This is a genomic window from Streptococcus sp. NPS 308 (genome assembly GCF_002355895.1).
Taxonomy (GTDB): domain Bacteria; phylum Bacillota; class Bacilli; order Lactobacillales; family Streptococcaceae; genus Streptococcus.
In genome coordinates this window covers 695,991-721,889 of sequence record NZ_AP017652.1, presented here as the reverse complement: position 1 = coordinate 721,889, position 25,899 = coordinate 695,991, and the positions used below count along the sequence as shown (strand labels likewise).

The following is a 25,899-nucleotide window of genomic DNA, read 5'->3' as shown; positions in this document are numbered from 1 at the left end:
ATGTTGGCCTTTTTGTATACACTAAAATAGGGTTGGTGGAAAATTTCCATCAACCCTAAAAATTATAGAACCACACAAAACCCTGACCAGAGATGGCCAGGGTTTTGTATTTCAAAAATTATTCTGTAAATTCTATAGTTACTTTTACTTCAGAATCCATTGAAGAAAATATTGTTTTATAATAATTGATTGCAGATTCTTTAATTTCACTCTTAAATTTATCTAAATACTCTGCTTGTTTATCACTAGAAAGTTGGTTAGCGACCAATTTCCCAGTATCAATATCTTCTGTAGTTCCACTTAATAACTCTCCATGACTATCATATAAATCATAAGGATTATCTTTTGAAAGTTCAACACCAATTACTTCCAATTTTGGAACAATAACCTTATATTCTTTTTCGCTTATTTGTTCAACCTTTACACTACTTTTAATTCCAAATTTAGCTTTATAATTTAAAATTACTAATGCTGCTTTTTTAGAGAACGGCACATCAAACCCAAAAACTTGAGTTGTTTTTGTTTCAGAAATAATTTCATTAATTCCCGCATTCAAAAATACAACTTCATTCACTTTTTCAATACTTTCGATATTAATTGACGATTTGACTTCTGATTTATGTTCCTTAGGTAAGAAAAATAGCACTCCAATAGCTATAATAGCTATTAATACCACATTCAATAGTACACTAAACATATTAACTTTCTTCTTTAATATAGACAAGATAAAAAAACCTCACTTTAAATAATCTATCTAAATTTTACACATTCTAAAGAAAATAGTCAATATTTTTTCGTACTATCTTCTAAAATTAATTGTGCCTATTAAAAATGAAATTAGTTTGTTGCATTTGATTATATTTTTTGAACACCAAATCCATTTAAAATTGAGTGCTATTTTGAGCACTAAAAAAGGGCTCTTTGTCAAATAGTGTTGATGAAGAAATTTAGGAAGGGATTAAGCAACTAATTGTTGCTTAATTCCTTTTTGTTTTGGGCCAAACATTTTTGTTATTAAAATAATCCTATTTCTAAAATGGTAATAGTTTCTAAAGCCGTAGGCATTTCTTTTAAGCACTTTTATTTTATTGTTTATTCCTTCAATAGGGCCATTTGTTCTAGTTGGATACTCACAAGTATTTTGAATATATGGCAAGTAAGTCATAAGAGTCTTTAATACTCTTTTTAAACCAGGAGATAGGTCTAATTGCGTAGCTGCTTCAATCGTTTCCTTGAATTCTATATAATCTCTATCCTGTATACATTCACGAAGTGAATGTACAACCTCATAATCATTTTTAAGAGATGGATTTTTTTCTAAGATATAATCTACGATTCCTTTACTTGTTATGAAGCTTTCAAAAAGCTTATAACGATTATATTTATAGTTCTGAAGTTCATTAGAGTTCTTTAAAATTAACTTCCAATAATGTTTTAACTTTCGATATAATTTAGAGTCTTTATAGCGATGCTTATTCATGACACGTACCCGAGTTCGATTTAATTCTCTATTTAAGGCTTGTACGATATGAAAAGGATCAATGATAATTTTAGCGTTAGGAAACATTTCTTTTATTAATTGAATGTACGGTAAGTACATGTCGATGGAGATAGTTTTTACCTTTAATCTAGTCTTAGGCTCAAAACGATGAAAATACTTTTTCAAGCTGTAAGATTTTCTATCTCGTACAACATCGACCAGCTTGTGTGTAGTGCTATCACAAATAATGAAGCTCATATTACTATCGGAAGATTTGACGGATTTAAATTCATCAAAACACAAATGCTCAGGTAAATCGTGTAATGGTTTAATCTTTAGTAAACGTGTTGTATCATCTATGATACGTCTTACCGTATGAACTGAAACATTTGTTTCTTTTGCGATATAGGTTTCAGATACTGTTTCACTTATTTTTGATTTAATTTCGTTTTTTAAGCGTTTAGAGATATGACAGTGTTTTTCTACGATTCGACTAGTGTCTGCGGTAAATGAAGAGCCGCATTCTCTACAGAGAAATCTCTGCTTGCGTAGATTTAAGTAGGCCGCTAGGCCTGAAACAGAACAGAGAGTGATACGAGATGTTTTCGTGCCGTTTTTAACGATATTATTATTTCGGCTAACACACCCACAAACGGTACAAAATTCTGGTTTATGCGTATAAGTAGCTGCATAAAATAAAGATTTTCTCTTTTTAAATATCTTCTCTTGAACTTTATTATCCCAAATAATGTTTTTATCTTTGATTTGTAGTGTAGCTTCTAGTATATTGTTCATATGGTCATCATCCTTTTGTTTTAGGTTTCAGCGCTTTTAATATAATGGATGTTGGCCTTTTTGTATACACTAAAATAGGGTTGGTGGAAAATTTCCATCAACCCTAAAAATTATAGAACCTAAAAAATAAGAATCATGTCACCTAAACTGATGACATGATTCTTTTATTTCGTCGTATAGGCAAAACTTATTGCACTATCTGCTTGGGAGATTTTTCTAAAGGTATAGTTAGGGTTGCCACCATAGTTAGTTTCAGACACAAGGAAAGAACCATCATCATAGACCTTCTCTACAAAAGCCACATGACCGTAGATAGCTGGTGTGCCATGTGTACCTCCTACAAACGAAACAATAGCACCTGCTTTTGGTGTGGAACCTGTTTCCCCTCCAAGACTTGAAGCTGTCGAAACCCAGTCTTGACCATTTCCCATGGTATTAATGATTGAAATCTTTTCTCCATTTCTACCTTTTAATTTTAAGCCTAACTGGTTCATACGAGCCGCAACACCCCATGTACATTGTCCATAGGCATAGGCCATACCATCTCCACCACCAGGAACAGAATAATCATACAAGTCTCCACGAACACCTTCAAGGGATTGCGGGTCACTTTTTGCCTGTCCTCCATTTGTTTGGCTAAAGCCTTTTTCAATTTGGTAATACCATTCCGTTGCTCTGGTTTGTCTTTCCAGTAGTTTGTCACCAGAATTTCCCTCCCAATAGGTAAGGAAGAGTTGGGCTAGATTGGCTGCACTGCCCGTATTTCCAAAGAAATCCTTTAACCAACTTTGATAGTAAGGACTATCCCCATGAAGCATAAAATCAAGTTGGAGATCTAAATCATACCACTTCTTATTTTTGATATGTGCATAATTCAATAAGGCTGTATGACGTGTTGAACCATCTGCAGTATCCGTCCATTGACCTAAACCTAGACCTCTATGAAGAATATTAGGATAAGTACCACTATAAATGGCTGGCCCTCCTATCGCTAACCAGGTTTCATCATCCCATGAGGAATCGGTAGCGCCAACAGGAGGAGATAAATAATCCCCTTCAGCTCGTTTAGGATTGATAGAAGACTCTACCGACCAATTTCCTAAAATGGCCGCAATGGCTTGGGGGCTTGCCCCTTGAGATTTCAAAAACTCATAAATATGTTTCGCTCGTTCAAACTCATCTCCACCAAACTGACCAATGGCAGGTAAGATAGTGGTCTGAAGTTGAATGACTTTTGGAAAATAAAATTGCGGATTGACATACACCAATTTTTCTTTCTTGTTCTTATATTTTTGATAGGAAACTTTCAAACCTGTATCGTCTGGTGTTTCACCAACAACATCACCCGTTAGGACTCTTGTCCCCTCAATCGCACGGCCATTATGAATGGAATATAAGGTTAAGCGACTCTCATTCTCTCCTTTTCCGTTAGTGAGAATAACATTGTCGCCATCTAGAGATACAACTCCATCCATTGGTGCGACAATCGTTTGGTGAGCCTTTGCTTCTAGTAGAATGTACTCCTGAAGGGTAGGTTTTCCGTCTAAATCATAGTATCCATAACGATAAGTCATGGTTAGACTATCTTCGTTGCTTTTCCCCTCAAATGGATTGTCCAATTCCTGCATGGAAGCATACACACCTTCTTCTTTTAGTTCCTTCATTTCCTCTTGATCGTCTTTCGATAGTTTATACTTAGGAGTTTCATAGAGGTCTTGCATGGATTTCAAATCTTCCCCATCGTTTAAATCATGCCACAAAGTAGATAGATAATCCTTGTAAGTTTCTGAACTAAATAAGTGAACTGGTTTGTGTAACTCATAGTCATGGAATTTAAAGTTCATATACCCCATCACATCATCAACTTTTGTGTAATAGGTAATTCCTTTGTCATTTGTGCGAGTATGTTCTGCATCTTCCCAAGTTAGGTGGGTATAAGCTTTTGTTAATTCAAATTCATCTTGTTGAATCAAACTAGAAGATGAAAATCCTAAAAAGAAGCTCATTATAAGTAAAAGAAGAAAGACTATTCCTCCAACTATCCAGGTTACAGGATTCCCAGTCGCAAATGTAAAGAAGGAAAAGGCTGCTTTTAGTTTTTGATAGATATTTCGAACGCTTGTAAGACCTTGTTTCTTTAATTTTCGAAACCGATTTTTAAAGGAACTTGGGTTATCTTTCGCTAGTTTCCATCCTTTTCCATCCTTAAAATGATGGTATCGCTCTTTTGTGTTGGTCAGTCTTTTCTTGGTAAAACGACCTGTTGCTTGTCCTGTTTTAACACTAGCTTTTCCGAGATTATAAGAAAGGCGACTGTAGCGTTTCCCTTTTCTGATAGTCTCTTGAAGCGTGCGATAGCCTTCTAAATCTTCATTTTCTGAAGCTAACTCTCCTTCTTCACGTCCAAGAACATAAAGAAAAGTTTTGGCTTTCCTACTGACTTTTTTGGACTTATAGGCTTGTTTAGTAGATTTTAGATTTTCTTTTGCGGCCTTGACTTCTTTCTTAGCTTTTAATTCTTCTAAACTCTTCCCTTGAAAGAAAAAATTGGATTTTACTTTTGTTTCCTGACCGTAGAGAAATTTTTGATTGGTTTTTCTTTCTTTACGACTCTCTTTTCTTTCTTCTTTTGTTTGTACCTTGGCTTCTCTAAATTGCTTCTTGGCTATTTTCAATCGTTTCCTAGCATGAGGCAATCGTCTGTCTCTTAATTCTTTCCGATTCAAAAGAGATGGAGAAGTATTTTGAAGGATGTGATTGTAGTCTTCATTTGCTTGTTTTACTCTAGCCTTTGAAGCTTCTCTCATCTCCTCTAGCTTTTCTTTTATCTCTTTTTTCCATGCTTTTTCATCCAGCACAGCAGAATCTTTTTTCTGTTTCTTCACCTCCTTCTTTCCTTGTTTCAAGAATTTCTTCTCATCTTTTAGACTTCTTCTAAATGCCTTTCGGGCACGTATGATTTCTCTTTTATCCTTCATTTACCTTCCCCTTAATTAGAAGCCATTTTATCAGGATCTGTACTCATGATATCAAACAATTGAGTACCTTGAGGAATCTTATTTTTAAAGGGTACGACAACTGAACCAGCTTTTATCAGTCCTGCCCCTTTTTCTGGATTGACAAGGTATTTTTCGAGTTCTTTTGACAAGCCTAAGAGTTGAACCAGTTCTTCTCGGTCATTTTTTGCTTGCTTGAGGAGAATCATAAATTCACTATTTGCAATAATCCGTCTACCATTTGGATCTAACAATAAGGTTTCGACGTTTTGAGTTATTCCAGTCGGACTGGCTCCATATTTTCTGACACGACTCCACAATTTAAAGAAGAAATCACTGGCATATTTATCTAGTAAGAGAAGCTGCATTTCATCAAAATAAATCCAGGTCTTCTTCCCTAATTTTTGGTTCCGAACGACACGATTCCATATCTGATCAAAAACAACCATAAGGGCGATTTGTTTCAGCTCATCTCCTAACTTCTTAACGTTATAAATCAAGAAATTAGATCCTGTCTGAATATTGGTCTTATGAGAAAAAATATCAAGAGAACCTTCGACATAAAGTTCCATATCAAGTGCCAAGTTCTGCGCTTCTTCTTCTGGTTGTTGACTCAAAACAAAGACCCATTCTTCCAAAGAAGGCTCTTTAAAAGACTGATAAGTGAGTCTGGTGACTCGGTCAATAATCGATTTTTCTCTTCCATCCATTTTTCTATCCAATAACTTGCCGATAAAAGATAAAAGAAATTCTGATTTTACCTTTACAGGATCTTCATCCATATTTTCCTCAGACAAGTCAAGGACATTGAGATAGGTTTGGGAATCCGGCGCAATATCAATCATTTCTCCCCCAAAAGCCCGTCCAATAACACTGTACTCTGCTTCTGGATCCACGATGATAATTTCTGTATTTTCACCAGATTCCTTGATTTTGGTAGTGATAATTTCATGCTTGGTTGCCATCCCTTTTCCAGCTCCAGATGTTCCTAAAATCAGACCAGACGGTGTATTTAATAGGCTGCGATCAATGGTAATAATATTGCTTGAGATTTGATTAATACCGTAATATTTCCCACTACGGTCTTGTAAATCTACTGAAGTCCAAGGTGAGTTCACTGCTATATTGGATGTTAATAAACTCCGTGATACTCCCTCTAAAAAATCACAACCAAATGGCAGCAAACTATTAAAGGCTGCTTCTTGCATATATGGAAGTTTATCAATCATTAGGTCATTTGAGCCGGCCACTTGTTGGATCGTATCTAGGGCTTGTTTGAGTTCTTCTTCATCCTGACCAAAAACACCAATCAAAAAGACTGTTTGAAATAGTTTATCTCCTGTCTCGGTCATGGTTTTTAAGAGTTCTTCAGCTTCATCGATATTGCTTTCTAAAACATGGCCTACTTTTTCCAAATAGATACCTGTACGAGCTAGTTTTTGTTGTTCCCCAATCTTTTGGGATTCCATCAAGGTCTTCTTTGTTCGTAGTTTCTTCATCGCATCCGCCTTAGTCGAACTTTGAGCATGAAGGCTCACAATCAATTCCAAATCTCCTTGCATGAGGTCTCGAATAAACTGATCCCCTAATTCCATGCCGTAGTCTCTCACATAGACAATCTGCAATAAGCGGTCATTGATTTGTAGGTAATTCTTGTTTTTGAAATCTAAGAGATTAGGCGCTATGAAGTGACGAGTTGTCTGACCAGATTTCGTTAAATCACGGTAAGAAAAAGGAAGATGGTGTTCTCCTCTAAGCATATCGGCCAACAAGTTCACCCGTTCTTCTCCAGCCAAGGATTCAAATCGTGCATCAATTTCTGAGAAACCACTCTTGAAATATTCTCCAATTTGAGACAAGGAACGATAGGCTTGTTTGGGATTAGTGTCCTTTCTTCCAAAGCTAATCAGTTTCACAGCCGAAAAGTTATTTTCCCCACTGTCTAAATTCTGATTCATCATCCGATTCAATTCTTTACGATAGGTATCATATCCATCTTCTTTTTCCTCATACAAAACACTTTGTCTAAACTTTTCTAAATTCAATCTTTTATTAAAGATGGTCAATTGGAAGTTGGTTTGGTCATCTAAAGAGTTAATCAAATCAGAATACTTCTCAATGATTGCGCCCTTATCTTCTAAACCAACGGTCTGGTAATTGACATCACCAAGTAAATAGCTTTGTGAGAAATAATCTTCTTTCACCTGCATCAGACCATTTTGATACAGGGCTTGATAGGAAAGAGTATTCGCCGTAGAAGGTAAAACTTCCTCTTTTTTATCTTTAACTTTTTCCTTTTTTTTAGTCATTGAAGTTTTTTGTTTCTTTAATGTATTTGATTTTCTTTTCATGTTCAGGTCCTTTCTTTCCTGTAATTGTGCGTAGGGGAACCGTTAGTTCAAAATGAAGACGGTATTTCAAATAATGTTCAAAATATAAATCATTGGGTTTATAGACTCCAAAAAGCATTAGGGGGATGGTAAAAGCAAACACAAAACCGTAAACAAACCAATCTCCAAATTGCCAGAAAAAGAGATTCAAGCCCAAAACAATAATTGTGACAATAAAGGCTGGTAAAACAAAGATGATTTGTCTTGTGGTGAAACCTAACCAAGCCCTGTGTTGGTATTTTGAGATGTCTTTAAAGACACGTGTATTCATGACTTTCCTTTCTAAAAAGGCTAAGAAGCAACCACTTCCTAGCCTTTATCTAATTACATACCTAAGATTGAGCGAGCCGTACGTTGAGAACCAACGAGGGCAATAATCAGTAAGATAGCTTGTATTAAACTACCAAACATAATCGCAAGAGATTGCAGGACTCCTGCACCATTTGAAACAGCTATTTTCCCAGCAGATTCAAACAAAGGAACAAGAGAAACAATCAGAAAAATAAGAACCCCTTGTACCGCATAGACCATAATATTTTTTAAATAGCCAATACCAATAGACTTCCATTCATCACTTAAAAATGTTGGAATCGTAAGAGGGGCAAATGGGATCATAAGGTAGAGTTGAATAAATCGAATAGATACCAAAAGATTAACCATGGCTGCACTTACTATCCGAACAAGCCAAATGAGGAGGGCGAAAAAGCCTACAATCATCCGACCAATAAAGCCTGAACCTTTTAATCCAGAGATGGTATCATACTTTGCCCCACCGTGAGCCACAATCGAGGCCACTTGTTCAATGGCGTGACTCGCAATCCCGATGATGGCTTCTACAATCACGGTAGTGTTGGTAATTACAACTGCGACCATGATATAACTAATCAACATCGGCGCTAATGCTTCAAAGGTCATCGCTCCTCCTGAGTTAGCAATTTTCTTTGCCATCTTTGAAAATTCTAAGATGAGAACTACTGATAAAATCGCAACTCCAAGAGGCTGCATGACACTTTTAGTAATACTAGACATATAAGTCCAAACGGTTGGATTGTAGCTAGATAGGGATTTAATCAGATCTACCGTAGATTGTAAATCCACATTAAATCCTTCAAATAAATTTTCAGCTGATATTTTTTCAGATGCAAGGTAAACAAAGGGTGAGACTAAACTAAGATTCATGTCATTGTTTATCCTCCTAAATTGAAATTTGAGTTACAAAGGCTCCAGCAGCCCCTACCATAACACCACCGACAATTTCAAGAATGGCATTTCGAACACCTGGTCCACCATCTTTAATGTTGGTTGCAAGGTTTACAATCCCTACAATAACAAGAAAGGCACCAACGGCAATCAATCCCTTCTGTAACAAAGACATAGCTTGTGCAAACATAGCACTTGCGTCTACTCCATAAACAAAACCTTTAAAATGCGTAATCATCTATTTCCTCTTTTCTATTTTTATTTTAAACTAGATTCAAAAGTTAAATCACGAATTCTAAGGCCTTCAAGATGATTTTCTTGTCTTTGATTCAAAGGATTGATTTGATAGTTCCACCACCGTTCATCGCTTTCTTGATTGGCTAGGTATTTCCAGTTTGGATGCTTAGTGGAATTGTATTTTTTGCTTTTAAAGACAGGCATATTGGCAATTCGAACCAAGCATTCATGCCGTTTCATGTTTCCGACCTCATCAGGTGTCATTAAATCACGAGCAATCTTTTGATGAGAAAGGGATCCTGAACCTGTCTGGCCAAAGGAACGACTAGTATTTCGAACATCAATGGTTTGTTTACCGAGTAATCCACTCATAAATTTAAAGGTATCTTCATCATTACCACCTAAGTAGACTAAACTATCACAGTTCCCAAGAATGGTTTTCCAAGCTTCTTTTTCTTTATAGAGCCCTTGAAGTTGGGCAATATTTTGAAGAATAGGAACGAGACTCATATTCCGAGAACGGACTGTTGAGGTTTGTTCAGCAAAATCTGGAATTTCTCCGATATTTGCGAACTCATCTAAGTAAACTCTCACATGAAGAGGCAATTGACCCTTAAAATCAATATCTGCTTGTCTTGTTAGAGTTTGGAATACGGTTGAAAAAAAGAGGGCTGAAAGAAAGCGAAAGGTACTATCGTTATCTGGGATAACTAGGTAAACCATTGATTTTTCCTTGCCCCATGTCTTCATATCAAGGGTATCTCTTTTGGTCAAATCCATGACACTTTGAATATTGAAGAGGGCAAATTTAGCAGTGGTTACAGCTATAACAGAATCCAGAGTCTTATCCTTATAATTTTGAAAATCTGCCCAATTTCGCATGGTAAAATTTTCAGTCCCATACTTTTTAGCATAATTTTCAAATAGAATTTCTAAGACACTTTTTTCTTGGTTTTCACCCTTGGATAAGTGTTTAATGAGTTTTGAGATTTCAGCAAAACTTGGATAACGCCCTCGTTTTTTTCGCTCTTCCACTTCTTTTTTTTGACGTTTCAACAAGTTTTGATATTCCTTTTGACTTAAACGACTTTCTTCTATGAGCTGTTCTCTTGTTTTAGGTGGGTTATAGAAATCGACCAAGTAAGAGGCTAAAGCTCGTACCAAAGTCATAGAAGCTTCATCCCAAAATGGATCACTACGGGAGCCAGAGCCTTTGGTGTTATTGAAATAAACCGTCAGCATGCGATTCAAATCATTTTCTGTCTCTATATAGCGAAAAGGATTGAAGCCATCTGAGTTCTTCATATTGACTAAATCTAACACCTTTACTTGGTAGCCATGTTCTAAAAAGAGTTTGCCTGTTTTCTCGGCCAAATGATCTTTAGGATCCACGACAATATTAGAACTATTCATCTGAATAAGATTAGGTTTCACAAAGCGAAATGTCTTCCCACTTCCTGAACCTCCAATCACCGCAATATTCTTATTTCTATCATATTGGGGTGGTTTTTTATCTAATAATGTCAGACGAACATCTTGTGCTAAGATCGTATCATGAGAAAATTCCTTACCGTAAAAGAGCTTCTTTTCTTTTAGAGTTCCAAAACGGGCGCTCCCGTATTCTACCCCTTCTCGGTATTGTTTTTTACCAGTCTCTAAATAGAGATAAACCAGCAACATCATCACAAAACCTAGTAGAAAAAAAGCACTTGATTTTCCAGTAAAGGAAACATTCCATGGCGACTGAAGAATTTCATCTTGACCTTCCATTAGAAGATAAGTCCATTTATCTAAGCTATTTCCAGTATAGGAATCATACAAAAGCGTCAAACGATGAAAAAGATAGCCTAGTAAGATCCCTAACAGTGAGAATAGTAGGAATTTCTTTCCACTGTACATCATCTCACCATCTCTTTCTGTTTGACGGCTCCTTCTTGTCTAAAGGTAATTTGGGATTTAGCCTCATCAATTGCATCGTCTAATGACTTATCCATGGTAAAATCAGCTAATTTCTCTGGATCATTAACCATCTTTTCTAACAGATGGTCTAAATGATTGTCTAGAATCGAACGGTCTTTCGTGTAGAAATGCAGAGAATCCCCTTGCCAAGCGATGGCTAAAGGAATCTCTTCTTTTTCTAAAAAAGACTTAAATTTCTCTATATCAATTGGTTTGTCTAAGAAATCTTTCTTCAGATTAATCGTATCAATCGCATAGGGAGATTGTAGCAATTCTTCTAATTTCTGCACCCCTATCTTATAGGCGGAATCCTGTGCTAAAGCCTGACGTCTAGACCATTCTAGAATCTTTAAGAGACTTCTTACAGTAAATAAAAGACTACGCTCTGCATATTGAACTGCCATTCGTTCCTGTTGTTCAGAGGACATCTGAGGCCTCCTTCTTCACAAATAGCAGTTTTCCTTCTTTATAGCGATAAGCTATCAATTTCTTATGTTGCTTAATCGACTTGACAACCTGCAGTAAATCTCTCGAATAAGGTTCTCGAAGAGTGACTTCTACTGCCTTCCCATCAACGATACCAACACGTTTAAATTCAATGTAGTCTTTTTTGAGATGTCCTAAGCCCATACCAAAAGGAAAGTGATGAATCAATTGGATGGTACAACCACCTTTATTTCCCATTTGTTTCAAATCATACAAGTTTACTACCTTCATGATTAACTCCTTTATCTAGTTTGTCGCATCGTTTAAGTCTGGAAACGATAAACTCCGTGTCTGTTAGAAAATTCTCACACACGTCTTGTGCCAGTTGCCCTTCACAGGGAAGTACTCTCAGTCCCTACTTACACAGGCACGCTAATCAAGACGGAGTGGATTCAATTTTCAAAGAACAGGTAGCTTTATTATAGATAAGAGTAGTTGAAATTTTTATCACATTTTTTATTTTCCTGTAGAGCTAAATTCTTACTAAACAAAGATTTTGAAATAAAAGACTAACATTGTTACATAACGTTAGCATTTCATTTCCCTAAAACAAGCTAATTTGGTCTAAAAAAGCAGCAAACTATAAACTAGTAGGTTCCACACCAAATGTAGCCCCATACTGCCCCATAAGTCCGATTTGTAGCGTACAAGCCCTAAAAACATCCCCAGCGATACATACAAACACCAAGCTAGAATGGTTCCTGGATGATGTGCTAAGGCAAATAAAACACTTGTCAAAGCAACTCGAATATCTAATTTTCTAACCAAGTTCCATAAAATTTCTCGATACAGAAATTCTTCAACCATACTCGCATTGATTAAGAACAATAAAAATGAAAACCAAGGAACCTGATGTTGAAGGCCAATTAAGTTTGCTTGATTCGTGGTTCCTTGAGCATGAATCAGACTAAAACATAGGCTTATAATCAGTAGGCTAACGAATCCAATACCAAGCCATTTCATCCTAGTTTTCATATTGACCTTGACCACTTGTTTTCGTTGACCATACATCCATAAAAAAGAAAAGAGCGACGCACAATAGAGAATCTGTAGTATGGTTAACTCACCAATACAAAGCAATTTCAGTAAGTATAGGGATACCAATAAGACATTTACTTGTTGGAATATATAAACTGGAATTATTCTTTTCATAGTTACCTCCGAAATAAATCTTCATAATCTAAATCTAATACCTGCACAATCCTTTCTACCCATGGACTTTGAGGCATTCGTTGTTCCATCTTATAGTGGCGAATCTTTTGATACAAACGATTCAATTCACTTGGATAGTGAAACTCTCCCGCAAACATTTTTCTGGTTAACTCAATCCAGCTGATATTTCTTTCAGCCAAAATAATGGACAAGTTCTCCCAAAATCGTTCAGCCATATTGTTTCTCCTTTAACTTGATAAATAATGTGTTTGTTCCATGTAAATCAATTGTTTCGTATCTCTTGGCAATAGAGCTCTAGCCTCTTCCAAATTCAGATTTGGATAAACTCTCTTATTTGAAACCGCAAGAGGAAGCCTGATGCATAGTTCAGGATTTTTTAATATCATTTCAATGAAATCCGTTAATCTTAGATTGTCACGGTTCTTAAATCGTAATAAATTGGGAGATAGAAACTCAAAACAATCTGAAGAATAGCTCATCATCTCAATTAATTTATCCTTTGTCATTTCAGAAATCGAATGACAAGACACCTCGATGCCATACTTTTGAAAGAAATCCAAAAGAAGTTGATTTCTTTGGCTATTTTTACTTAGATAGAGATCAATCATGGGAGACCTCCCAAAGATTCGGTTCCATTTGATATTCTGAGACGATTAAGGAATCTAATGAATTTGAGAAGTTAATCGATTTCTTGTCTTCATCATAAGCTTTTACAGTTACTTGGGTTGTAAGTATTCCCTCTTCTCCCTCGGCTCGATAGCCTTGTCCATATAAAACAAAAACAAGATTTTGATGATCATCTACAAAGGCATCAACCCCATTCTTTATGTCTTGACTTTCAAGGAATTCCATAACGTTTTGAAGATAGGACTCGTAAAATAGTGGGTAGTTGTGTTTTTTATGGTAATCATCTAAAAATGTTACTTCAAACTCACATGGATAATTGGGCATCAGAAATAATTGTTCATCCAGCTGTTTGATTTCTGCATCATGTAATTCTGTTTCTAATTCATCACAATCTAGTATTGATTCTTTATTTAATGCTTTCATCTTTTTCCTCTATTTCTTTTAATTTCTTTGCGATCGCGGCAATCACAGGAACGGTTACACTATTACCAGCTTGTTTATAGAGCTGACTATTACTAGAGACTTTTCTCGCAGCTTCAAAAGCCCAATCAGGAAAGCCCTGCAAGCGAAAACACTCTTTAGGAGTGATTCGTCGTATCCTCAGACGGTAAAATTGTCCATCTATCAAGACACCAGCTACATGATAAACTTGTTTATCTTCTCCTTCATAGCTACCCACTACTACTCCCATTTGACCACTAGTTGTTAACGTATTCGCTATACCTTTTCCAACTCTACCACGCCGATACTGAGAACTTGGTCTTTCCAAATTGATTGAATCTCCAATCTCTGCTTGAGCGTATCCTTTTTTAGTTGCTTCCCTGACTTTTAAAAATTGGATTGGTTCTGGAATCAGTATTTTGGGAATTTTATCTCCTCCTTGCATCGTAGTCAGTGTTGGAGATAAGCCCTCACTTCCATAGACGCGACCGGTCTCCTTAAAGCTAGTGGGTAAATCTCCAACAACGACAATGCCATGACGATCCTGAGTATTTAAAGTAAACATCGGCTCTTGATTTTCCTTAAAGCGTCTACCATTTTGTCTCTTATCTAATCTGTCTGGTGTCATACAAGGAATCGCAATCTTAAATCCTTCTCCTTTCCCACGAACTAAGGTTGGCGCAAGACCTTCTGAATAATAAACTTTACCGCTCATTCCACTTTTTGATGGATTCAAATTTCCTAATGTTTTTAAAATCTCAGAGTTAGTTGCTTGACCTTCTCGTCTGAAAGGAAATAAGAGTCTGGTACCTTTCTTTCTAGAATGTCCGATAATAAACACCCTCTCTCTGTTTTGGGGAACGCCAAAATCCTTACTGTTAAGCACCTGCCACTCAACATCAAACCCCAACTCATCAAGTGTGGTAAGGATTGTGGTGAACGTCCGTCCCTTATCGTGATTGAGTAGGCCTTTAACATTTTCAAGAAAAAGAAAACGTGGTTGGATTTGTTTGGCCGCCCGAGCAATTTCAAAGAACAAAGTTCCTCTAGTATCTTCAAATCCCAATCGTCTTCCTGCGATTGAAAATGCTTGACAAGGGAATCCCCCACAGATGATATCGACTTTCCCTCTAAGTTTTTTAAATTCATCATCTGAAACATTTCGTATGTCATGAAATTCTATTTCTCCTTCCGTTTGAAAAATGGATTTATAAGATTCTCTAGCAAATTTATCAATCTCACAAAATCCAATACACTCGTGTCCGACACTTTCCATTCCTAGTCGAAAACCACCGATACCTGAAAATAAATCAATAAATTTCATTTCTTGATTACCCCTTTCTGATCGACTATTAATGTCCAAAGAGTCAAACCACTTGAAATGAAAATGAGCATAACTAATATCCACTCGATTGGCGACATTTAACCACCTCCTTTTCTAACACGGTTATTCCAAACAGAATACAAGCCGTTAAACACAAATTCAGCAAGCACTTCCGCACGTCTAACAAAGCGGACATTATCTAGAGCATACTGATAGATTCTCTCAAAATCATTCATAGCAATTTCACTGGCTGTTTCAGAAAAACCCTCTCGTCTAAATTGATCTTGTACCAATCCCCAAATATAATCTCGATCATATTTTGTGACCTTTTCTACTTTTCTTTTCAAGATAGGTTGAGTATTCCTATCCTCCTCATCCTCAATAAATAAAGAATCAGTCTCACTATATTTAGTCTCACTAACTTCAGTCTCACTAGGGGCTGAATGTGAGACGGGGGCCGTTTGATTTTCAACCTGCCCTAGTCTTTTTTTAACACTAGGCCTGTTTGAATTACCTACTGGGGTAGAAGATAATTCCCCTAAATAAATCTTATTAGCTAGTCTTCCTTTCTCACTTGAAGACTGTTGAACTTCATCAATTAAGTCATATTCTTTAAGAGTTTTTTTGATGGACAGTAATTTTGACTTCGAACAACCTAACAGCCTCATCAGTTTAGAATTAGAAAATACTAAATAGACCGCGCCTTCTTCATCTATCCAACCACGACTGAGAGATAATTCTAAACGATCTTTTAAAATAGAATAAGCCACCTTTACTTCTAGTTTCATATCCATATATTTCTCATCCTCAAAAAGAATTTTAGGTAATTTATAATACCGTTCTGAAGTTTGGTATTGATTTGCGGTAATTCGTTTCATAGCTCTCCTCCAAGTTCTTTGAGTATTAAATCGCCATTTGATTCCAAGCGAACCAAGCCACTTTTTTCTAATTCAGCCATAAGAGAGATGGCTTCAACAATGTCAATTCCCATTTCACGTACTAAAAATGAAATGACGATATAGCGTGATGATTGTAATTCTTTTGTCATTTTCCCTCCAGAAAATAAAAAAAGGAGAACAATATTCAACTGTTCTCCAAAATATTTTTATTAAAAAGAAAAACCCTGCCAAATTAATTTTTGGTAGGGTTTTTGGCAGGAAACTAAATTAATTTATCAGTTTCTAAAATGTGTTCACGATTCTAAAAGGCTGATACTATAGTATTCCGAATTCTAATTGGTATATGCCTCTTATTTAAGAGTAACTGAAGCTCCAGCTTCTTCCAATTTAGCTTTGATTTCTTCAGCTTCTGCTGCTGCAACACCTTCTTTAACAAGAGCTGGTGCACCATCAACAAGTTCTTTAGCTTCTTTAAGTCCAAGACCAGTGATTTCACGTACAACTTTGATAACGCCGACTTTCTTGTCGCCTGCAGCTGTCAATTCAACGTCAAATGAATCTTTAGCAGCTTCTTCAGCACCACCAGCAGCAGCTACAGCTACAGGAGCAGCTGCAGTTACACCAAATTCTTCTTCGATAGCTTTTACAAGGTCGTTCAATTCAAGGATTGAAGCTTCTTTAATTTCAGCAATAATGTTTTCAATGTTCAATGCCATTGTTATTTCCTCCAAATAAGTTTTAAAATTTTATAATAGTTTTTTTCGTAGCTATGCTACGCTGCGTAGCTTAAGATTAAGCTGCGTCTTCTTTGTTGTCTGCAACCGCTTTGACTGCAAGAGCAACGTTGCGCACTGGCGCTTGAAGTACAGAAAGGAGCATAGAAAGAAGTCCTTCGCGGTTTGGAAGAGTTGCAAGAGCAACGATTTCTTCTTTAGATGCGACAGCGCCTTCGATTGCACCACCTTTGATTTCAAGTGCTTCAGCGTTTTTAGCAAAATCGTTCAAGATTTTCGCTGGTGCGATAACATCTTCGTTAGAAAATGCTACAGCAGATGGTCCAACAAATACTGATGCAAGATCTTCAAGACCAGCTTTTTCAGCTGCACGACGCAAGATTGAGTTTTTAATAACTTTATACTCAACTTCGCTTCCACGAAGCTCACGACGAAGAACTGTATCTTGCTCAACTGTCAAACCACGAGCGTCTACAACGACGATAGATGCAGCAGCTTTCATTTTTTCAGCTACTACGTCAACTAGTTCCGCTTTTTTAGCAATAATTGCTTCACTCATTAGTGTGTTCACCTCCGTAATTATTTTGCTTGGGGAATTTTTACAAAAGAAAAACGCGCCCAAACCTAGACACGAAAGTACAATACGCTTCTTTTTACATGATACGTTTTGTCCTCGGTAGGATACTTATGAGTCGAGCTCCCCTACTGTCTTAGGCAGTTTTTTCAAACCGTATATAAGTATAGCATAGACAAAAAAAGAATGCAAGATTTTTGCAGACTTTTTTTGAAATATTTTTTTAAATCTCTACTGTCAAAACTTTGCCTTGCTTAACCACCTGTTCTCCAGCGATATAAACATCATCGACATCACTGGATTTGACTGCATAAACGAGATGAGAGAGCATATTTTCCTGAGGTTGGAGATGAATTTTCCCTTGTGGTTGAATGACCAGAAAATCTGCTTGCTTGCCAACTTCCAGACTGCCTATGTGTTCTTCCATTCCAAGAACCTTAGCACCTTCTATCGTCAGAGCTTTGAGAGCTGTTTCGATTGGAAACTGGCTGGCATCTCCACTTTTCATCTTTTGAAGAAGGGCTGCAGTCCGTCCTTCCTCAAACATATCAAGATTGTTATTAGAAGCAACCGAGTCAGTCGCAATTCCGACTGCTACTCCTGCTTTTTGGAGTTGGATGATGGGAGCAATGCCTGAGGCTAGTTTGAGGTTACTGATAGGGTTGTGGGCGATAGCCACATGAGAAGTTGCCAAGCGTTCAATTTCTCGTTCGTTTAACTCGACCCCATGTGCAAAGACAGACGGATGATCTAAGTAACCTAGTTCGTCTAGAAAGGCGAGGGGGCGTTTGCCGTATCGTTTCAGGATAATTTCTAACTCTTCTTTGGTCTCCGCCACATGGATATGGATAGGAATGTCCAGCTCTTTTGCCATATCTAAGCTCGCTTTCAGCAAGTCTCTACTACAGCTATACGGAGAATGTGGAGCTACCATAACCTTGAAATTTGGATTTTCATATCCTAAGATTTCCTCAATGATGGCACGTGTTCTGCTTATGGTCTCAGCAGTTGTTTCTGTCTCTGAAGAAAAGAGGGTCGGTGAGAAATAACAACGCATCTTGGAAGCCTTGACTGCCTGATAAATTTGCTGGATATCCACACCATTGGGATTATACATATCGTTGAAGCTTGTTGTTCCTGACTGGAGCATCTCCGTCAGAGCTTCTTTGACCGCCTTGGTAGTCATGTCGGGAGTGAAATCTGCTTCTGCTGGCCAGATATAGTCATTAAGCCATTCATGGAGATTGCTGTCATCTCGGATTCCTCTCAAGCCTGTCATAGCAGAATGGGTATGGCAATTGACCAATCCAGGCATGATCCAAGCCCCTTGATAGTCTATAATCTGCTCAGCTTGATCTAAAATCTCTTGCTTCTCTTGACCGACATAGATGATTTGAGAATCCTTAACAGCCAAGATACCATCCAGATAGACATGGAAATCTTGGTCACAAGTCACAATATTTACATGCTGATAGACTTTCATTGGTTTTCTCCTTCTAAGGCCTTGATTTTTTCTAGCTATTGTAACAAAAAAGTCACCCGAAGGCAACTTTTAGTATCATTAAGATTTTAAAATGGATAGGAGTGGCTTACTCTGAGTTAAAAGTCGCAGCCTTTTGCATTTGGTAATACTTGCCCTTTCTAGCCATGAGATCCTGATGGTTTCCATGCTCCACGATGTCACCATCCACCAAGACTAGAATCAGATCCGCATCCTGAATAGTAGACAAGCGGTGGGCAATGATAAAACTTGTTCGTCCCTTCATGAGTTTAGCAAAGGCATCCTGAACTAGCACTTCTGTCCGAGTATCGATGGAGGAAGTTGCCTCGTCTAAGATAAGAATCTTTGGAATAGCTAGAAAGACTCGGGCGATGGTCAAAAGCTGGGCTTGACCGACAGATAGAGATTCTCCTGCATTTTCCAACTTAGTATCGTATCCCTGCGGCAACTGTTGGATGAAAAAGTCTGCATTGGCTGCTTTGGCAGCAGCAATCACCTGCTCCCGACTGGCTTCAGGATTGCCAAAGGCAATATTGTCATGAATGGTCCCTTGCTTGAGCCAAGTTTCCTGTAGCACCATGCCAATTTGTTGTCTCAATGATGCTCGGGTATAGTCATAAATGGAACGACCATCTAGCAAGATATCTCCCGATTTAATGGGATAAAAACGCATGAGGAGATTGATGAGGGTTGATTTTCCAGCACCCGTAGGACCAACAATAGCAACCTTGCTACCAGCTGGAATGTCAATCGATAAATTCTTAATCAAAATCTTTTCAGGATGGTAACCAAAAGAGACATGTTTAAAGGAAATAGCTCCCTTGACTTGGTCGCTGGTCAAGATTTCCTTACCTGTTTCAGCAATCTCAGGACTTTCTAAGACTGCATAGACACGCTCTGCGCAGGCGAGAGCACTTTGTAACTCGGCTAGAACTGAAGAAATATCATTAAAGGGCTTGGTGTACTGTTGGACATAGTTCAAAAAAGTCACTAAACGCCCAATGGTCAGTGTGGATCCCATCATGATACGATAAGCTCCTACTCCAGCTAGAAGAGCATAAATGAGCGCATTAACAAATCGAGTCGAAGGATTGACCGTTGAAGAATAAAAGATAGCTGACTGAGAATAGTTTGCGTAGTTATCATTAGCCTCATGCAATCTTTGAATAAACTCTCCTTGAGCATTAATGGACTGGATAATAGTCTGCTGGCTAAGCGATTCTTCAATCAACTGGGTCTGAATCCCTCTTGTCTCCGTTTGCTTTTGGAAGAGATGATAAGATTTCTTGGCAATAAAGCGTGAAATCACCATGGATAGGGGTGTCAACAGCAAGACCAAAAGGGTCATGAGGAGGTGAATTTGGAGCATTGCTAGAATACTAACCAAAATCATCAAGACACCAATGAAAAATTGATTAAAAATCATGGTCAAGCCTGCTGCCAACTGTTCTATGTCTGTGGTTACACGACTAACCATCTCCCCACTACCTTGCCTATCTACAAAGGCAATCGGTAAACGATGGAGCTTATAGATTATTCGCTCTCGCAAGTCTCTGGTATAAGAGAAGATTAGACGATTATAAAGAAGAGGGTTGGCCCATTGTACCAGAGTATTTCCTATGACTACCAATATCATCTGAATGAAAATATGCCAAAAAACTGGTGAAGAACCAGCCACTAGGACCTGGTCAATGACCTGCCCAATCAGAATAGGTAGGTAAATTGATAAGCCAACTTGGGCAATAGTTCCTAGGAAGGCTAGGAAAAGGAGGAAAGGGTGACTTGCAATGTCTTTAGCCAAACGTGTGAGCGTCTGGTTTGCAGATTGTCGTCTCATTCTAGTCCTCCTTTCCATGTTGGGAAGCATTGATTTCACGATAGACTTGACTGGACTTCATCAAGTCCTCGTGCTTGCCGATAGCTAGGAGCTCGCCTTTTTCCAAGAGGAGAATCTGGTCAACCATCTGTAAAGTTGAGGTTCGTTGAGAAATCAAGATTAAGCTCGTGTTAGGTAAGTTCTCTCGGATAGATCTCAAGAGCTTGGACTCGGTAATGGTGTCGAGGGCCGAGGTTGCATCATCTAGGATGAGAAACGGAGCTTGGCGCAAGACTGCTCGGGCGATAGACAACCTTTGTTTTTGTCCACCTGAGAAATTTCGTCCTCCGGCCTCAACTAGGGCATCTAAGAGTCCTTCCTTATCACTGACAAAATCCTTTGCTTGCGCAATCTCCAAGGCCTGCCAGAGCTCTTGGTCAGTTACTTCTTGATTGAAACCCACCGTCAAGTTGGAACGAATAGTTCCTTTAAAGAGCTCGACTTTTTGAGGCACATAGGCAATCCAAGACCGCCACTGCTCCAAATTAAGAGGACTACGTCCATCTCGATAAAGGTCAATGCTTCCCTTATCTGCTGGATAAAGTCCAAGTAAGACTTGCACCAAGCTTGACTTACCAGAACCTGTTCCTCCAATGATACCAAGGATTTGTCCTTGAGTCATATCAAAGGAAATGCCTTTCAGAGAAGGCTGGGCTGCATCAGGATAGGTAAAGGTCAATTCTTGGACTTGTAAAACCTGATTACTAGTAGCTTGCTTTTGATCTAATTCTGAATGGATATCTTCTGGAGCTTCGGTAAAAACTTCCTCGATTCGCTTGGCTGAGATATAGGATTGGTTGAGAGAATTGATCAGCATAGCTAGTTTGACCAATTCCACCAAAATCTGTAAGAGATAGTTGATAAGGGCAATGAGAGCACCCTGGCTGAGTAAACCTCCTTGTATAGAAATATATCCCTGCCAGATGATGACAAGCAGAGTTCCATTAACAATCAGATAGGTCAGAGGTGTTAGTAAACTAGACCAGAAACCTGTTTTTTCTTGTAATCTGGCATAAACTTGGTTAAGGGTTTGAAAAATCTGTAACTCTCGTTTTTCTTGCCCAAAAGCACGAATCACCCGCATCCCTTGTAATTGCTGGCGCGTTTCCTGAACCAGTTGGTCCGTTTTCTTTCTGAGACCACTGTAGAGAGGATTGACCAGACGAGAGAGCCCAACAATAACGATTGTCAAAAAACCAACCATGACCAAAAACCAGAAAGTCAGCTCAGCTGAGATGCGATAGGCCATAAAGATTGCCCCAAAAACGATAATAGGCGCTCTCAAAAAGAGACGCAGAAACTGATTAATACCAGTCTGAATCTGGTAGGTATCCGAGGTCAAGCGAGTGACCAAGCTAGAAGTTGTCAAACGGTCTCTGCTTTCCTTTGGTAAAGAAAGAATATGACGATAGAGGTCGTTTGTCAATTCCTTGGCAAAACCTACCGCTGCCTTTGCTGAATAAAATTGAGCAATCAAGGCTACTAAAACGCCAATCACTGCAAAGATAAGGAGTAGGCCAATCTGCATCCAGAGGTGTCCTTGATCTCTCTGGGGCAAGGATTGGTCAACAATCCCAGCAATCACCATGGGAACCAAGAGCTCAAAAACAGCTTCAAGTAGCTTGAACAAGGGAGCTAAAATGGATTCTTTGATATAGGATTTGAAGTAAGATAGTAAGTGTTTCATAGATCCCTTCTATTCTTATTCTGGAAATGAAGAAAGTGGGAAGCCCCGCCCTCTCAGTTTTATTTGTTTAAGTAAGGTAATAGATAGCCATATCCTGCTTTTTCCATCTCATCCTTTGCTACAAAGCGCAAGGAGGCAGAATTAATACAGTAACGCAGGCCACCTAACTCCTGAGGTCCATCTGTGAAAACATGACCCAAGTGAGCATTGCCTGAGCGAGAACGAACCTCGATTCGCTCCATTCCATGGCTCAGGTCCTTGTAGTAATGAATCAATTCCTTAGAAATCGGACGACTAAAACTTGGCCAACCACAACCTGAAGCAAACTTATCCTTAGCGAAAAAAAGCGGTTCACCCGTCGTGATGTCTACATATATCCCCTCTTCAAAGATTTGGTCATAAGCATTGCTAAATGGAGCCTCTGTTGCAGCTTCTTGCGTAACACGATAAGACTCTGCTGACAAACTTTCCCTTAACACTTCTTGACTAGGCTTTTCATAATTTGAGGCGTCAATCAATGGCTTCTCAGCATCTGTCACATCGATATGACAGTAACCGGAAGGATTCTTCTTAAGATAGTCTTGGTGGTAGTCTTCCGCCAGAATATAGTGGCGAAGTTTCTCCACTTCTACTGCAATCTTTCGACCCAGCATACGCTCCTGCTCCTGCATCACTGTGTAGATAGCTGGCAGGTCTGCTTCATCCTGATAATAAATCCCAGTACGATATTGACGACCACGGTCATTCCCTTGCTGGTTGATAGATAAGGGATCGATGACTCGGAAAAAATAGAGCAAAATCTCTCTGAGTGACACTGCCTTCTCATCGTAAATCACTTGAACTGTTTCTGCATGGTCTGTTTCCTTGAGCAGCTGGTAATTGGTTGTTTCGACTTGCCCATTAGCGTAGCCAACACTGGTCGCTAGCACTCCAGAAATTCTGGAAAAATACTCCTCTAAACCCCAAAAACAACCACCTGCTAGATAAATTTCTGCCATCTTTTTTTCTCCTTTATCAAGTTTTTAACTAATACTCTTCGAAAAACTCTTCAAACCACGTCAGCTTACATCTGCAACCTCAAAACAGTATTTTGAGCTAACTTCGTCAGTTCTATCCACAACCTCAAAACAGTATTTTGAGCTAACTTCGTCAGTTCTATCCACAACCTCAAAACACTGTTTTGAGCAGCCTGCGGCTAGCTTCCTAGTTTGCTCTTTGATTTTCATTGAGTATAAACTTCTTTTCAAAAAAAGGATAGGAACCCCCCTAGTCGAGACTTTCCCCATCCTATCTTCTATTCTTTATTTTGCTTGGACACGAACACCTTGGGTATCCACCTTCAAATCATGAAGTTTGCCTTTAAAAGACTGCTTTTGCAACTCAGCTTTAATCTTGGGCATCTTGTCATGAGAAGCCAGAACCATAACCGTCGGACCAGCCCCAGAGAGATAGGTTGCATAGGCACCATTCTCTTTGGCTACTTGCTTAATCGTCGCAAATTCTCTCACCAAGTTCTGACGATAGCGCTCGTGGAAGAGGTCTCCCTCGATTGCTTGTCCAGCAGTCACCATGTCTCCTGCCAACAAGGCTGCAACAGCAACATTGGCAATCGAACTTGCTGCAACAGCTTCCTTGTAAGACAATTTCTTAGGCAAGACACCACGGCTATCTCGGGTACGCAATTCATAGTTTGGAATGTAGGCTAGGAAATCACATTCTGGGAAGTCTGCTACGATAGCAGAAACTTCTCCGTCAACAGAGCTCGCAACAACGAGATTTCCATAGATAGCTGGAGCTACATTGTCAGGATGCCCTTCAATCTTGGTCGCCAACTGCAATTTGTCATGGTCAGATAAGTTGAGTTTGCCCAGTTGGTTAGCTAGTTCAATCCCAGCAACAATAACCGAGCTAGAAGAACCCAAGCCACGCGCCAAGGGAACATCACTGGTCATTTTCAAGCGTCTCGGTTGCAAGTCTGGCACAATTTGCAAAGCAATCTTAAGCAAGAGATTACGCTCGTCATGTGGAATCCATTTGCCAATCTGGTGTTCAATCAACCACTCATCCCGTTCTTCACAGATCTCAATTTGAAGATACTTGGTAACAGCTACACCGACCGAGTCAAAACCTGGCCCGATATTGGCACTGGTTGCAGGTACAATAATCTTCATCCTATTCTCCTAACACCTTGAAGGTATTCAAGAGGTCAAATTCTGAAGCTTTGGCCAACTCAGCGGAAACCTTCTCAAGTTGTGCTTTATTAATCTTATGAGTGATAATCACTACACGCGCCTTGTCCCCCTCTTTTCCATCTTGGAGGATTTGCTTGAAGGAAATATCTTGATCATTAAAGATTTCAGCCAATTTCAAGACCTGACCTTTTGAATCTGGTGCCAAGATTGAGAAATAGTAGTTTGCTTTAACATCTTCTGGATTTGCCAAGACCAAGTCACGGCTATATTCGTTGAAGTCTTTACCAATGGTACCATCATTCAAGCGACGAACGATACGGACAATGTCCGCTACAACACTTGTTGCAGTTGGTTTTTGACCAGCACCTGGTCCGTAGTACATAGATTCACCGATGCCGATAGACTCCACAAAGACTGCGTTCATTACACCATTCACACTAGCAAGTGGATGTGCTTTAGGAAGGAAGGTTGGAGTCACTTCTGCCGCAATACCTGAAGGAGTTTCCTCGATAGAACCAACCAATTTCACAACATAACCAAGCTCTTGAGCCACAGCTACATCTTCTGGTGTGATGTTACGGATTCCCTTGTGGGCTACATCGTCAAAGGCAACCTTCATCCCAAAGGCAAATTGGCTCAAAATCACCATCTTATAGGCTGCATCAATCCCATCTACATCATTTGTAGGGTCGCTTTCTGCAAAACCTAGTCTTTGAGCTTCGGCCAGAGCGTCATCGTAAGACCAGCCTTCTTCCACCATCTTAGTCATCATGAAGTTAGAAGTTCCGTTTACGACACCAAGAACGCGCGTGATTTTATCAGAAGCCAATGAATTTGCTAGAGTGCGAAGAATTGGAATCCCACCAGCTACTGCCGCTTCGTAGTAGAGTGCTACATTGTGCTCTTTAGCGATTTCTAGCAATTCTGCGCCATGGACAGCCAAAAGGTCCTTGTTAGCAGTAACAACGTGTTTCCCAGCTTCCAAGGCACGAGTGATAAAGGTCTTAGCAGGTTCGATACGTCCCATCAATTCCACTACAATGGTAACATCTTTGTCTGATAAAATATCATCTACATTGGTTACAAAGTTAAAGTCATTCCCTGCAGCAAGCAAGTGATTCTTTTCATCTTCATCCTTGACCAATACCTTGGCTACTTCAATCTCTGAATGAGCTGACTGAACGATTTTTTCTCCATTTTCCTTTAGGAGGAATGGTACGCCACTTGCAACGGTACCAAATCCAAGTAAAGCAATTTTAACTGTCATGTTTGTCTCCTAGAAATTTTCTGATATAGCCATTATAACAGAATTTTGTGAAAATTCCTAT

Annotated in this window: 25 protein-coding genes and 1 other annotated feature; all 25 genes read right to left on the bottom strand. The window is 38.7% G+C overall.

Features of this window, described 5'->3' with window-relative positions; genetic code table 11:
• Positions 1-118: 118 nt before the first annotated feature.
• The 25 genes from SNAG_RS03825 to SNAG_RS03695 all read right to left on the bottom strand — a co-directional run bounded on the left by SNAG_RS03825 (position 119) and on the right by SNAG_RS03695 (position 25,838).
• Complete coding sequence (locus SNAG_RS03825; RefSeq protein ID WP_000493216.1) at positions 119-697, bottom strand: DUF4230 domain-containing protein; 579 nt, start codon at positions 695-697, stop codon at positions 119-121.
• A 261-nt stretch (positions 698-958) separates the two neighbouring features.
• On the bottom strand, positions 959-2,275 hold the full coding sequence (locus tag SNAG_RS03820) for an ISL3 family transposase (RefSeq protein WP_001059646.1): 1,317 nt from the start codon (positions 2,273-2,275) through the stop codon (positions 959-961).
• A gap of 164 nt (positions 2,276-2,439) precedes the next feature.
• On the bottom strand, positions 2,440-5,253 hold the full coding sequence (locus tag SNAG_RS03815; protein WP_096406708.1) for a phage tail tip lysozyme: 2,814 nt from the start codon (positions 5,251-5,253) through the stop codon (positions 2,440-2,442).
• 11 nt (positions 5,254-5,264) lie between these two features.
• The gene (locus tag SNAG_RS03810; RefSeq protein WP_172842386.1) at positions 5,265-7,622 is read right to left on the bottom strand and encodes a VirB4-like conjugal transfer ATPase, CD1110 family; all 2,358 of its coding nucleotides are present in this window, start codon (positions 7,620-7,622) and stop codon (positions 5,265-5,267) included.
• On the bottom strand, positions 7,573-7,932 hold the full coding sequence (locus tag SNAG_RS03805) for a PrgI family protein (RefSeq protein ID WP_001097589.1): 360 nt from the start codon (positions 7,930-7,932) through the stop codon (positions 7,573-7,575). Before SNAG_RS03805 ends, SNAG_RS03810 begins: the two co-directional genes overlap by 50 nt.
• A gap of 53 nt (positions 7,933-7,985) precedes the next feature.
• A complete protein-coding gene (locus tag SNAG_RS03800; RefSeq protein ID WP_001054256.1) occupies positions 7,986-8,840 on the bottom strand; it encodes a conjugal transfer protein TrbL in 855 nt (284 codons plus the stop codon).
• Positions 8,841-8,856: 16 nt separating this feature from the next.
• The gene (locus SNAG_RS03795) at positions 8,857-9,099 is read right to left on the bottom strand and encodes a hypothetical protein (protein WP_096406705.1); all 243 of its coding nucleotides are present in this window, start codon (positions 9,097-9,099) and stop codon (positions 8,857-8,859) included.
• 20 nt (positions 9,100-9,119) lie between these two features.
• Positions 9,120-10,997, bottom strand: a complete 1,878-nt coding sequence (locus SNAG_RS03790) for a VirD4-like conjugal transfer protein, CD1115 family (protein ID WP_096408834.1) — start codon at positions 10,995-10,997, stop codon at positions 9,120-9,122.
• A complete protein-coding gene (locus SNAG_RS03785) occupies positions 10,997-11,485 on the bottom strand; it encodes a hypothetical protein (RefSeq protein WP_096406703.1) in 489 nt (162 codons plus the stop codon). The genes SNAG_RS03790 and SNAG_RS03785 overlap by 1 nt, the downstream gene beginning before the upstream one ends.
• Positions 11,475-11,774: a hypothetical protein gene (locus tag SNAG_RS03780; RefSeq protein ID WP_096406700.1), complete on the bottom strand. Its 300-nt coding sequence runs from the start codon at positions 11,772-11,774 to the stop codon at positions 11,475-11,477. The genes SNAG_RS03785 and SNAG_RS03780 overlap by 11 nt, the downstream gene beginning before the upstream one ends.
• A 333-nt stretch (positions 11,775-12,107) precedes the next feature.
• Positions 12,108-12,695, bottom strand: a complete 588-nt coding sequence (locus SNAG_RS03775) for a CPBP family intramembrane glutamic endopeptidase (protein ID WP_096406697.1) — start codon at positions 12,693-12,695, stop codon at positions 12,108-12,110.
• Positions 12,696-12,697: 2 nt separating this feature from the next.
• On the bottom strand, positions 12,698-12,931 hold the full coding sequence (locus SNAG_RS03770) for a hypothetical protein (protein WP_000840776.1): 234 nt from the start codon (positions 12,929-12,931) through the stop codon (positions 12,698-12,700).
• Between the two features lie 12 nt (positions 12,932-12,943).
• A complete protein-coding gene (locus tag SNAG_RS03765; protein WP_096406695.1) occupies positions 12,944-13,324 on the bottom strand; it encodes an arsenate reductase family protein in 381 nt (126 codons plus the stop codon).
• Positions 13,317-13,766, bottom strand: coding sequence for a hypothetical protein (locus tag SNAG_RS03760; RefSeq protein ID WP_003042047.1), 450 nt, complete (start codon positions 13,764-13,766; stop codon positions 13,317-13,319). Before SNAG_RS03760 ends, SNAG_RS03765 begins: the two co-directional genes overlap by 8 nt.
• Positions 13,750-15,108 carry a DNA (cytosine-5-)-methyltransferase gene (gene dcm, locus SNAG_RS03755; protein WP_096406692.1) on the bottom strand — a complete coding sequence of 453 codons (1,359 nt, stop codon included), beginning with the start codon at positions 15,106-15,108 and terminating at the stop codon, positions 13,750-13,752. The genes SNAG_RS03760 and dcm overlap by 17 nt, the downstream gene beginning before the upstream one ends.
• A 98-nt stretch (positions 15,109-15,206) precedes the next feature.
• Positions 15,207-15,986, bottom strand: a complete 780-nt coding sequence (locus SNAG_RS03750) for a replication initiator protein A (RefSeq protein ID WP_096406689.1) — start codon at positions 15,984-15,986, stop codon at positions 15,207-15,209.
• The gene (locus SNAG_RS03745) at positions 15,983-16,156 is read right to left on the bottom strand and encodes a hypothetical protein (protein ID WP_000159606.1); all 174 of its coding nucleotides are present in this window, start codon (positions 16,154-16,156) and stop codon (positions 15,983-15,985) included. Before SNAG_RS03745 ends, SNAG_RS03750 begins: the two co-directional genes overlap by 4 nt.
• A gap of 201 nt (positions 16,157-16,357) precedes the next feature.
• Entirely contained in the window at positions 16,358-16,723 is a 366-nt protein-coding gene (gene rplL / locus SNAG_RS03740; RefSeq protein ID WP_001196967.1) for a 50S ribosomal protein L7/L12, read from the bottom strand.
• A gap of 76 nt (positions 16,724-16,799) precedes the next feature.
• Complete coding sequence (gene rplJ / locus SNAG_RS03735; protein WP_001287274.1) at positions 16,800-17,300, bottom strand: 50S ribosomal protein L10; 501 nt, start codon at positions 17,298-17,300, stop codon at positions 16,800-16,802.
• A gap of 38 nt (positions 17,301-17,338) precedes the next feature.
• Positions 17,339-17,474: a sequence feature (ribosomal protein L10 leader region), on the bottom strand.
• A gap of 64 nt (positions 17,475-17,538) precedes the next feature.
• Entirely contained in the window at positions 17,539-18,798 is a 1,260-nt protein-coding gene (locus SNAG_RS03725; protein WP_096406687.1) for a TRZ/ATZ family protein, read from the bottom strand.
• A gap of 106 nt (positions 18,799-18,904) precedes the next feature.
• The gene (locus SNAG_RS03720) at positions 18,905-20,653 is read right to left on the bottom strand and encodes an ABC transporter ATP-binding protein (RefSeq protein WP_096406684.1); all 1,749 of its coding nucleotides are present in this window, start codon (positions 20,651-20,653) and stop codon (positions 18,905-18,907) included.
• Between the two features lies 1 nt (position 20,654).
• The gene (locus SNAG_RS03715; RefSeq protein WP_096406680.1) at positions 20,655-22,379 is read right to left on the bottom strand and encodes an ABC transporter ATP-binding protein; all 1,725 of its coding nucleotides are present in this window, start codon (positions 22,377-22,379) and stop codon (positions 20,655-20,657) included.
• Between the two features lie 59 nt (positions 22,380-22,438).
• The gene (msrB, locus tag SNAG_RS03710; protein WP_096406677.1) at positions 22,439-23,377 is read right to left on the bottom strand and encodes a peptide-methionine (R)-S-oxide reductase MsrB; all 939 of its coding nucleotides are present in this window, start codon (positions 23,375-23,377) and stop codon (positions 22,439-22,441) included.
• 303 nt (positions 23,378-23,680) lie between these two features.
• Positions 23,681-24,550 carry a homoserine kinase gene (gene thrB, locus SNAG_RS03700; protein ID WP_096406672.1) on the bottom strand — a complete coding sequence of 290 codons (870 nt, stop codon included), beginning with the start codon at positions 24,548-24,550 and terminating at the stop codon, positions 23,681-23,683.
• A gap of 1 nt (position 24,551) precedes the next feature.
• Positions 24,552-25,838, bottom strand: coding sequence for a homoserine dehydrogenase (locus SNAG_RS03695; protein WP_096406670.1), 1,287 nt, complete (start codon positions 25,836-25,838; stop codon positions 24,552-24,554).
• Between the last annotated feature and the right edge of the window lie 61 nt (positions 25,839-25,899).

Coding starts and splice junctions, on each gene's coding strand:
- SNAG_RS03825 (WP_000493216.1), bottom strand. CDS start 697: ATGTTTAGTGTACTATTGAATGTGGTATTAATAGCTATTATAGCTATT.
- SNAG_RS03820 (WP_001059646.1), bottom strand. CDS start 2,275: ATGAACAATATACTAGAAGCTACACTACAAATCAAAGATAAAAACATT.
- SNAG_RS03815 (WP_096406708.1), bottom strand. CDS start 5,253: ATGAAGGATAAAAGAGAAATCATACGTGCCCGAAAGGCATTTAGAAGA.
- SNAG_RS03810 (WP_172842386.1), bottom strand. CDS start 7,622: ATGAAAAGAAAATCAAATACATTAAAGAAACAAAAAACTTCAATGACT.
- SNAG_RS03805 (WP_001097589.1), bottom strand. CDS start 7,932: ATGAATACACGTGTCTTTAAAGACATCTCAAAATACCAACACAGGGCT.
- SNAG_RS03800 (WP_001054256.1), bottom strand. CDS start 8,840: ATGAATCTTAGTTTAGTCTCACCCTTTGTTTACCTTGCATCTGAAAAA.
- SNAG_RS03795 (WP_096406705.1), bottom strand. CDS start 9,099: ATGATTACGCATTTTAAAGGTTTTGTTTATGGAGTAGACGCAAGTGCT.
- SNAG_RS03790 (WP_096408834.1), bottom strand. CDS start 10,997: ATGTACAGTGGAAAGAAATTCCTACTATTCTCACTGTTAGGGATCTTA.
- SNAG_RS03785 (WP_096406703.1), bottom strand. CDS start 11,485: ATGTCCTCTGAACAACAGGAACGAATGGCAGTTCAATATGCAGAGCGT.
- SNAG_RS03780 (WP_096406700.1), bottom strand. CDS start 11,774: ATGAAGGTAGTAAACTTGTATGATTTGAAACAAATGGGAAATAAAGGT.
- SNAG_RS03775 (WP_096406697.1), bottom strand. CDS start 12,695: ATGAAAAGAATAATTCCAGTTTATATATTCCAACAAGTAAATGTCTTA.
- SNAG_RS03770 (WP_000840776.1), bottom strand. CDS start 12,931: ATGGCTGAACGATTTTGGGAGAACTTGTCCATTATTTTGGCTGAAAGA.
- SNAG_RS03765 (WP_096406695.1), bottom strand. CDS start 13,324: ATGATTGATCTCTATCTAAGTAAAAATAGCCAAAGAAATCAACTTCTT.
- SNAG_RS03760 (WP_003042047.1), bottom strand. CDS start 13,766: ATGAAAGCATTAAATAAAGAATCAATACTAGATTGTGATGAATTAGAA.
- dcm (WP_096406692.1), bottom strand. CDS start 15,108: ATGAAATTTATTGATTTATTTTCAGGTATCGGTGGTTTTCGACTAGGA.
- SNAG_RS03750 (WP_096406689.1), bottom strand. CDS start 15,986: ATGAAACGAATTACCGCAAATCAATACCAAACTTCAGAACGGTATTAT.
- SNAG_RS03745 (WP_000159606.1), bottom strand. CDS start 16,156: ATGACAAAAGAATTACAATCATCACGCTATATCGTCATTTCATTTTTA.
- rplL (WP_001196967.1), bottom strand. CDS start 16,723: ATGGCATTGAACATTGAAAACATTATTGCTGAAATTAAAGAAGCTTCA.
- rplJ (WP_001287274.1), bottom strand. CDS start 17,300: ATGAGTGAAGCAATTATTGCTAAAAAAGCGGAACTAGTTGACGTAGTA.
- SNAG_RS03725 (WP_096406687.1), bottom strand. CDS start 18,798: ATGAAAGTCTATCAGCATGTAAATATTGTGACTTGTGACCAAGATTTC.
- SNAG_RS03720 (WP_096406684.1), bottom strand. CDS start 20,653: ATGAGACGACAATCTGCAAACCAGACGCTCACACGTTTGGCTAAAGAC.
- SNAG_RS03715 (WP_096406680.1), bottom strand. CDS start 22,379: ATGAAACACTTACTATCTTACTTCAAATCCTATATCAAAGAATCCATT.
- msrB (WP_096406677.1), bottom strand. CDS start 23,377: ATGGCAGAAATTTATCTAGCAGGTGGTTGTTTTTGGGGTTTAGAGGAG.
- thrB (WP_096406672.1), bottom strand. CDS start 24,550: ATGAAGATTATTGTACCTGCAACCAGTGCCAATATCGGGCCAGGTTTT.
- SNAG_RS03695 (WP_096406670.1), bottom strand. CDS start 25,838: ATGACAGTTAAAATTGCTTTACTTGGATTTGGTACCGTTGCAAGTGGC.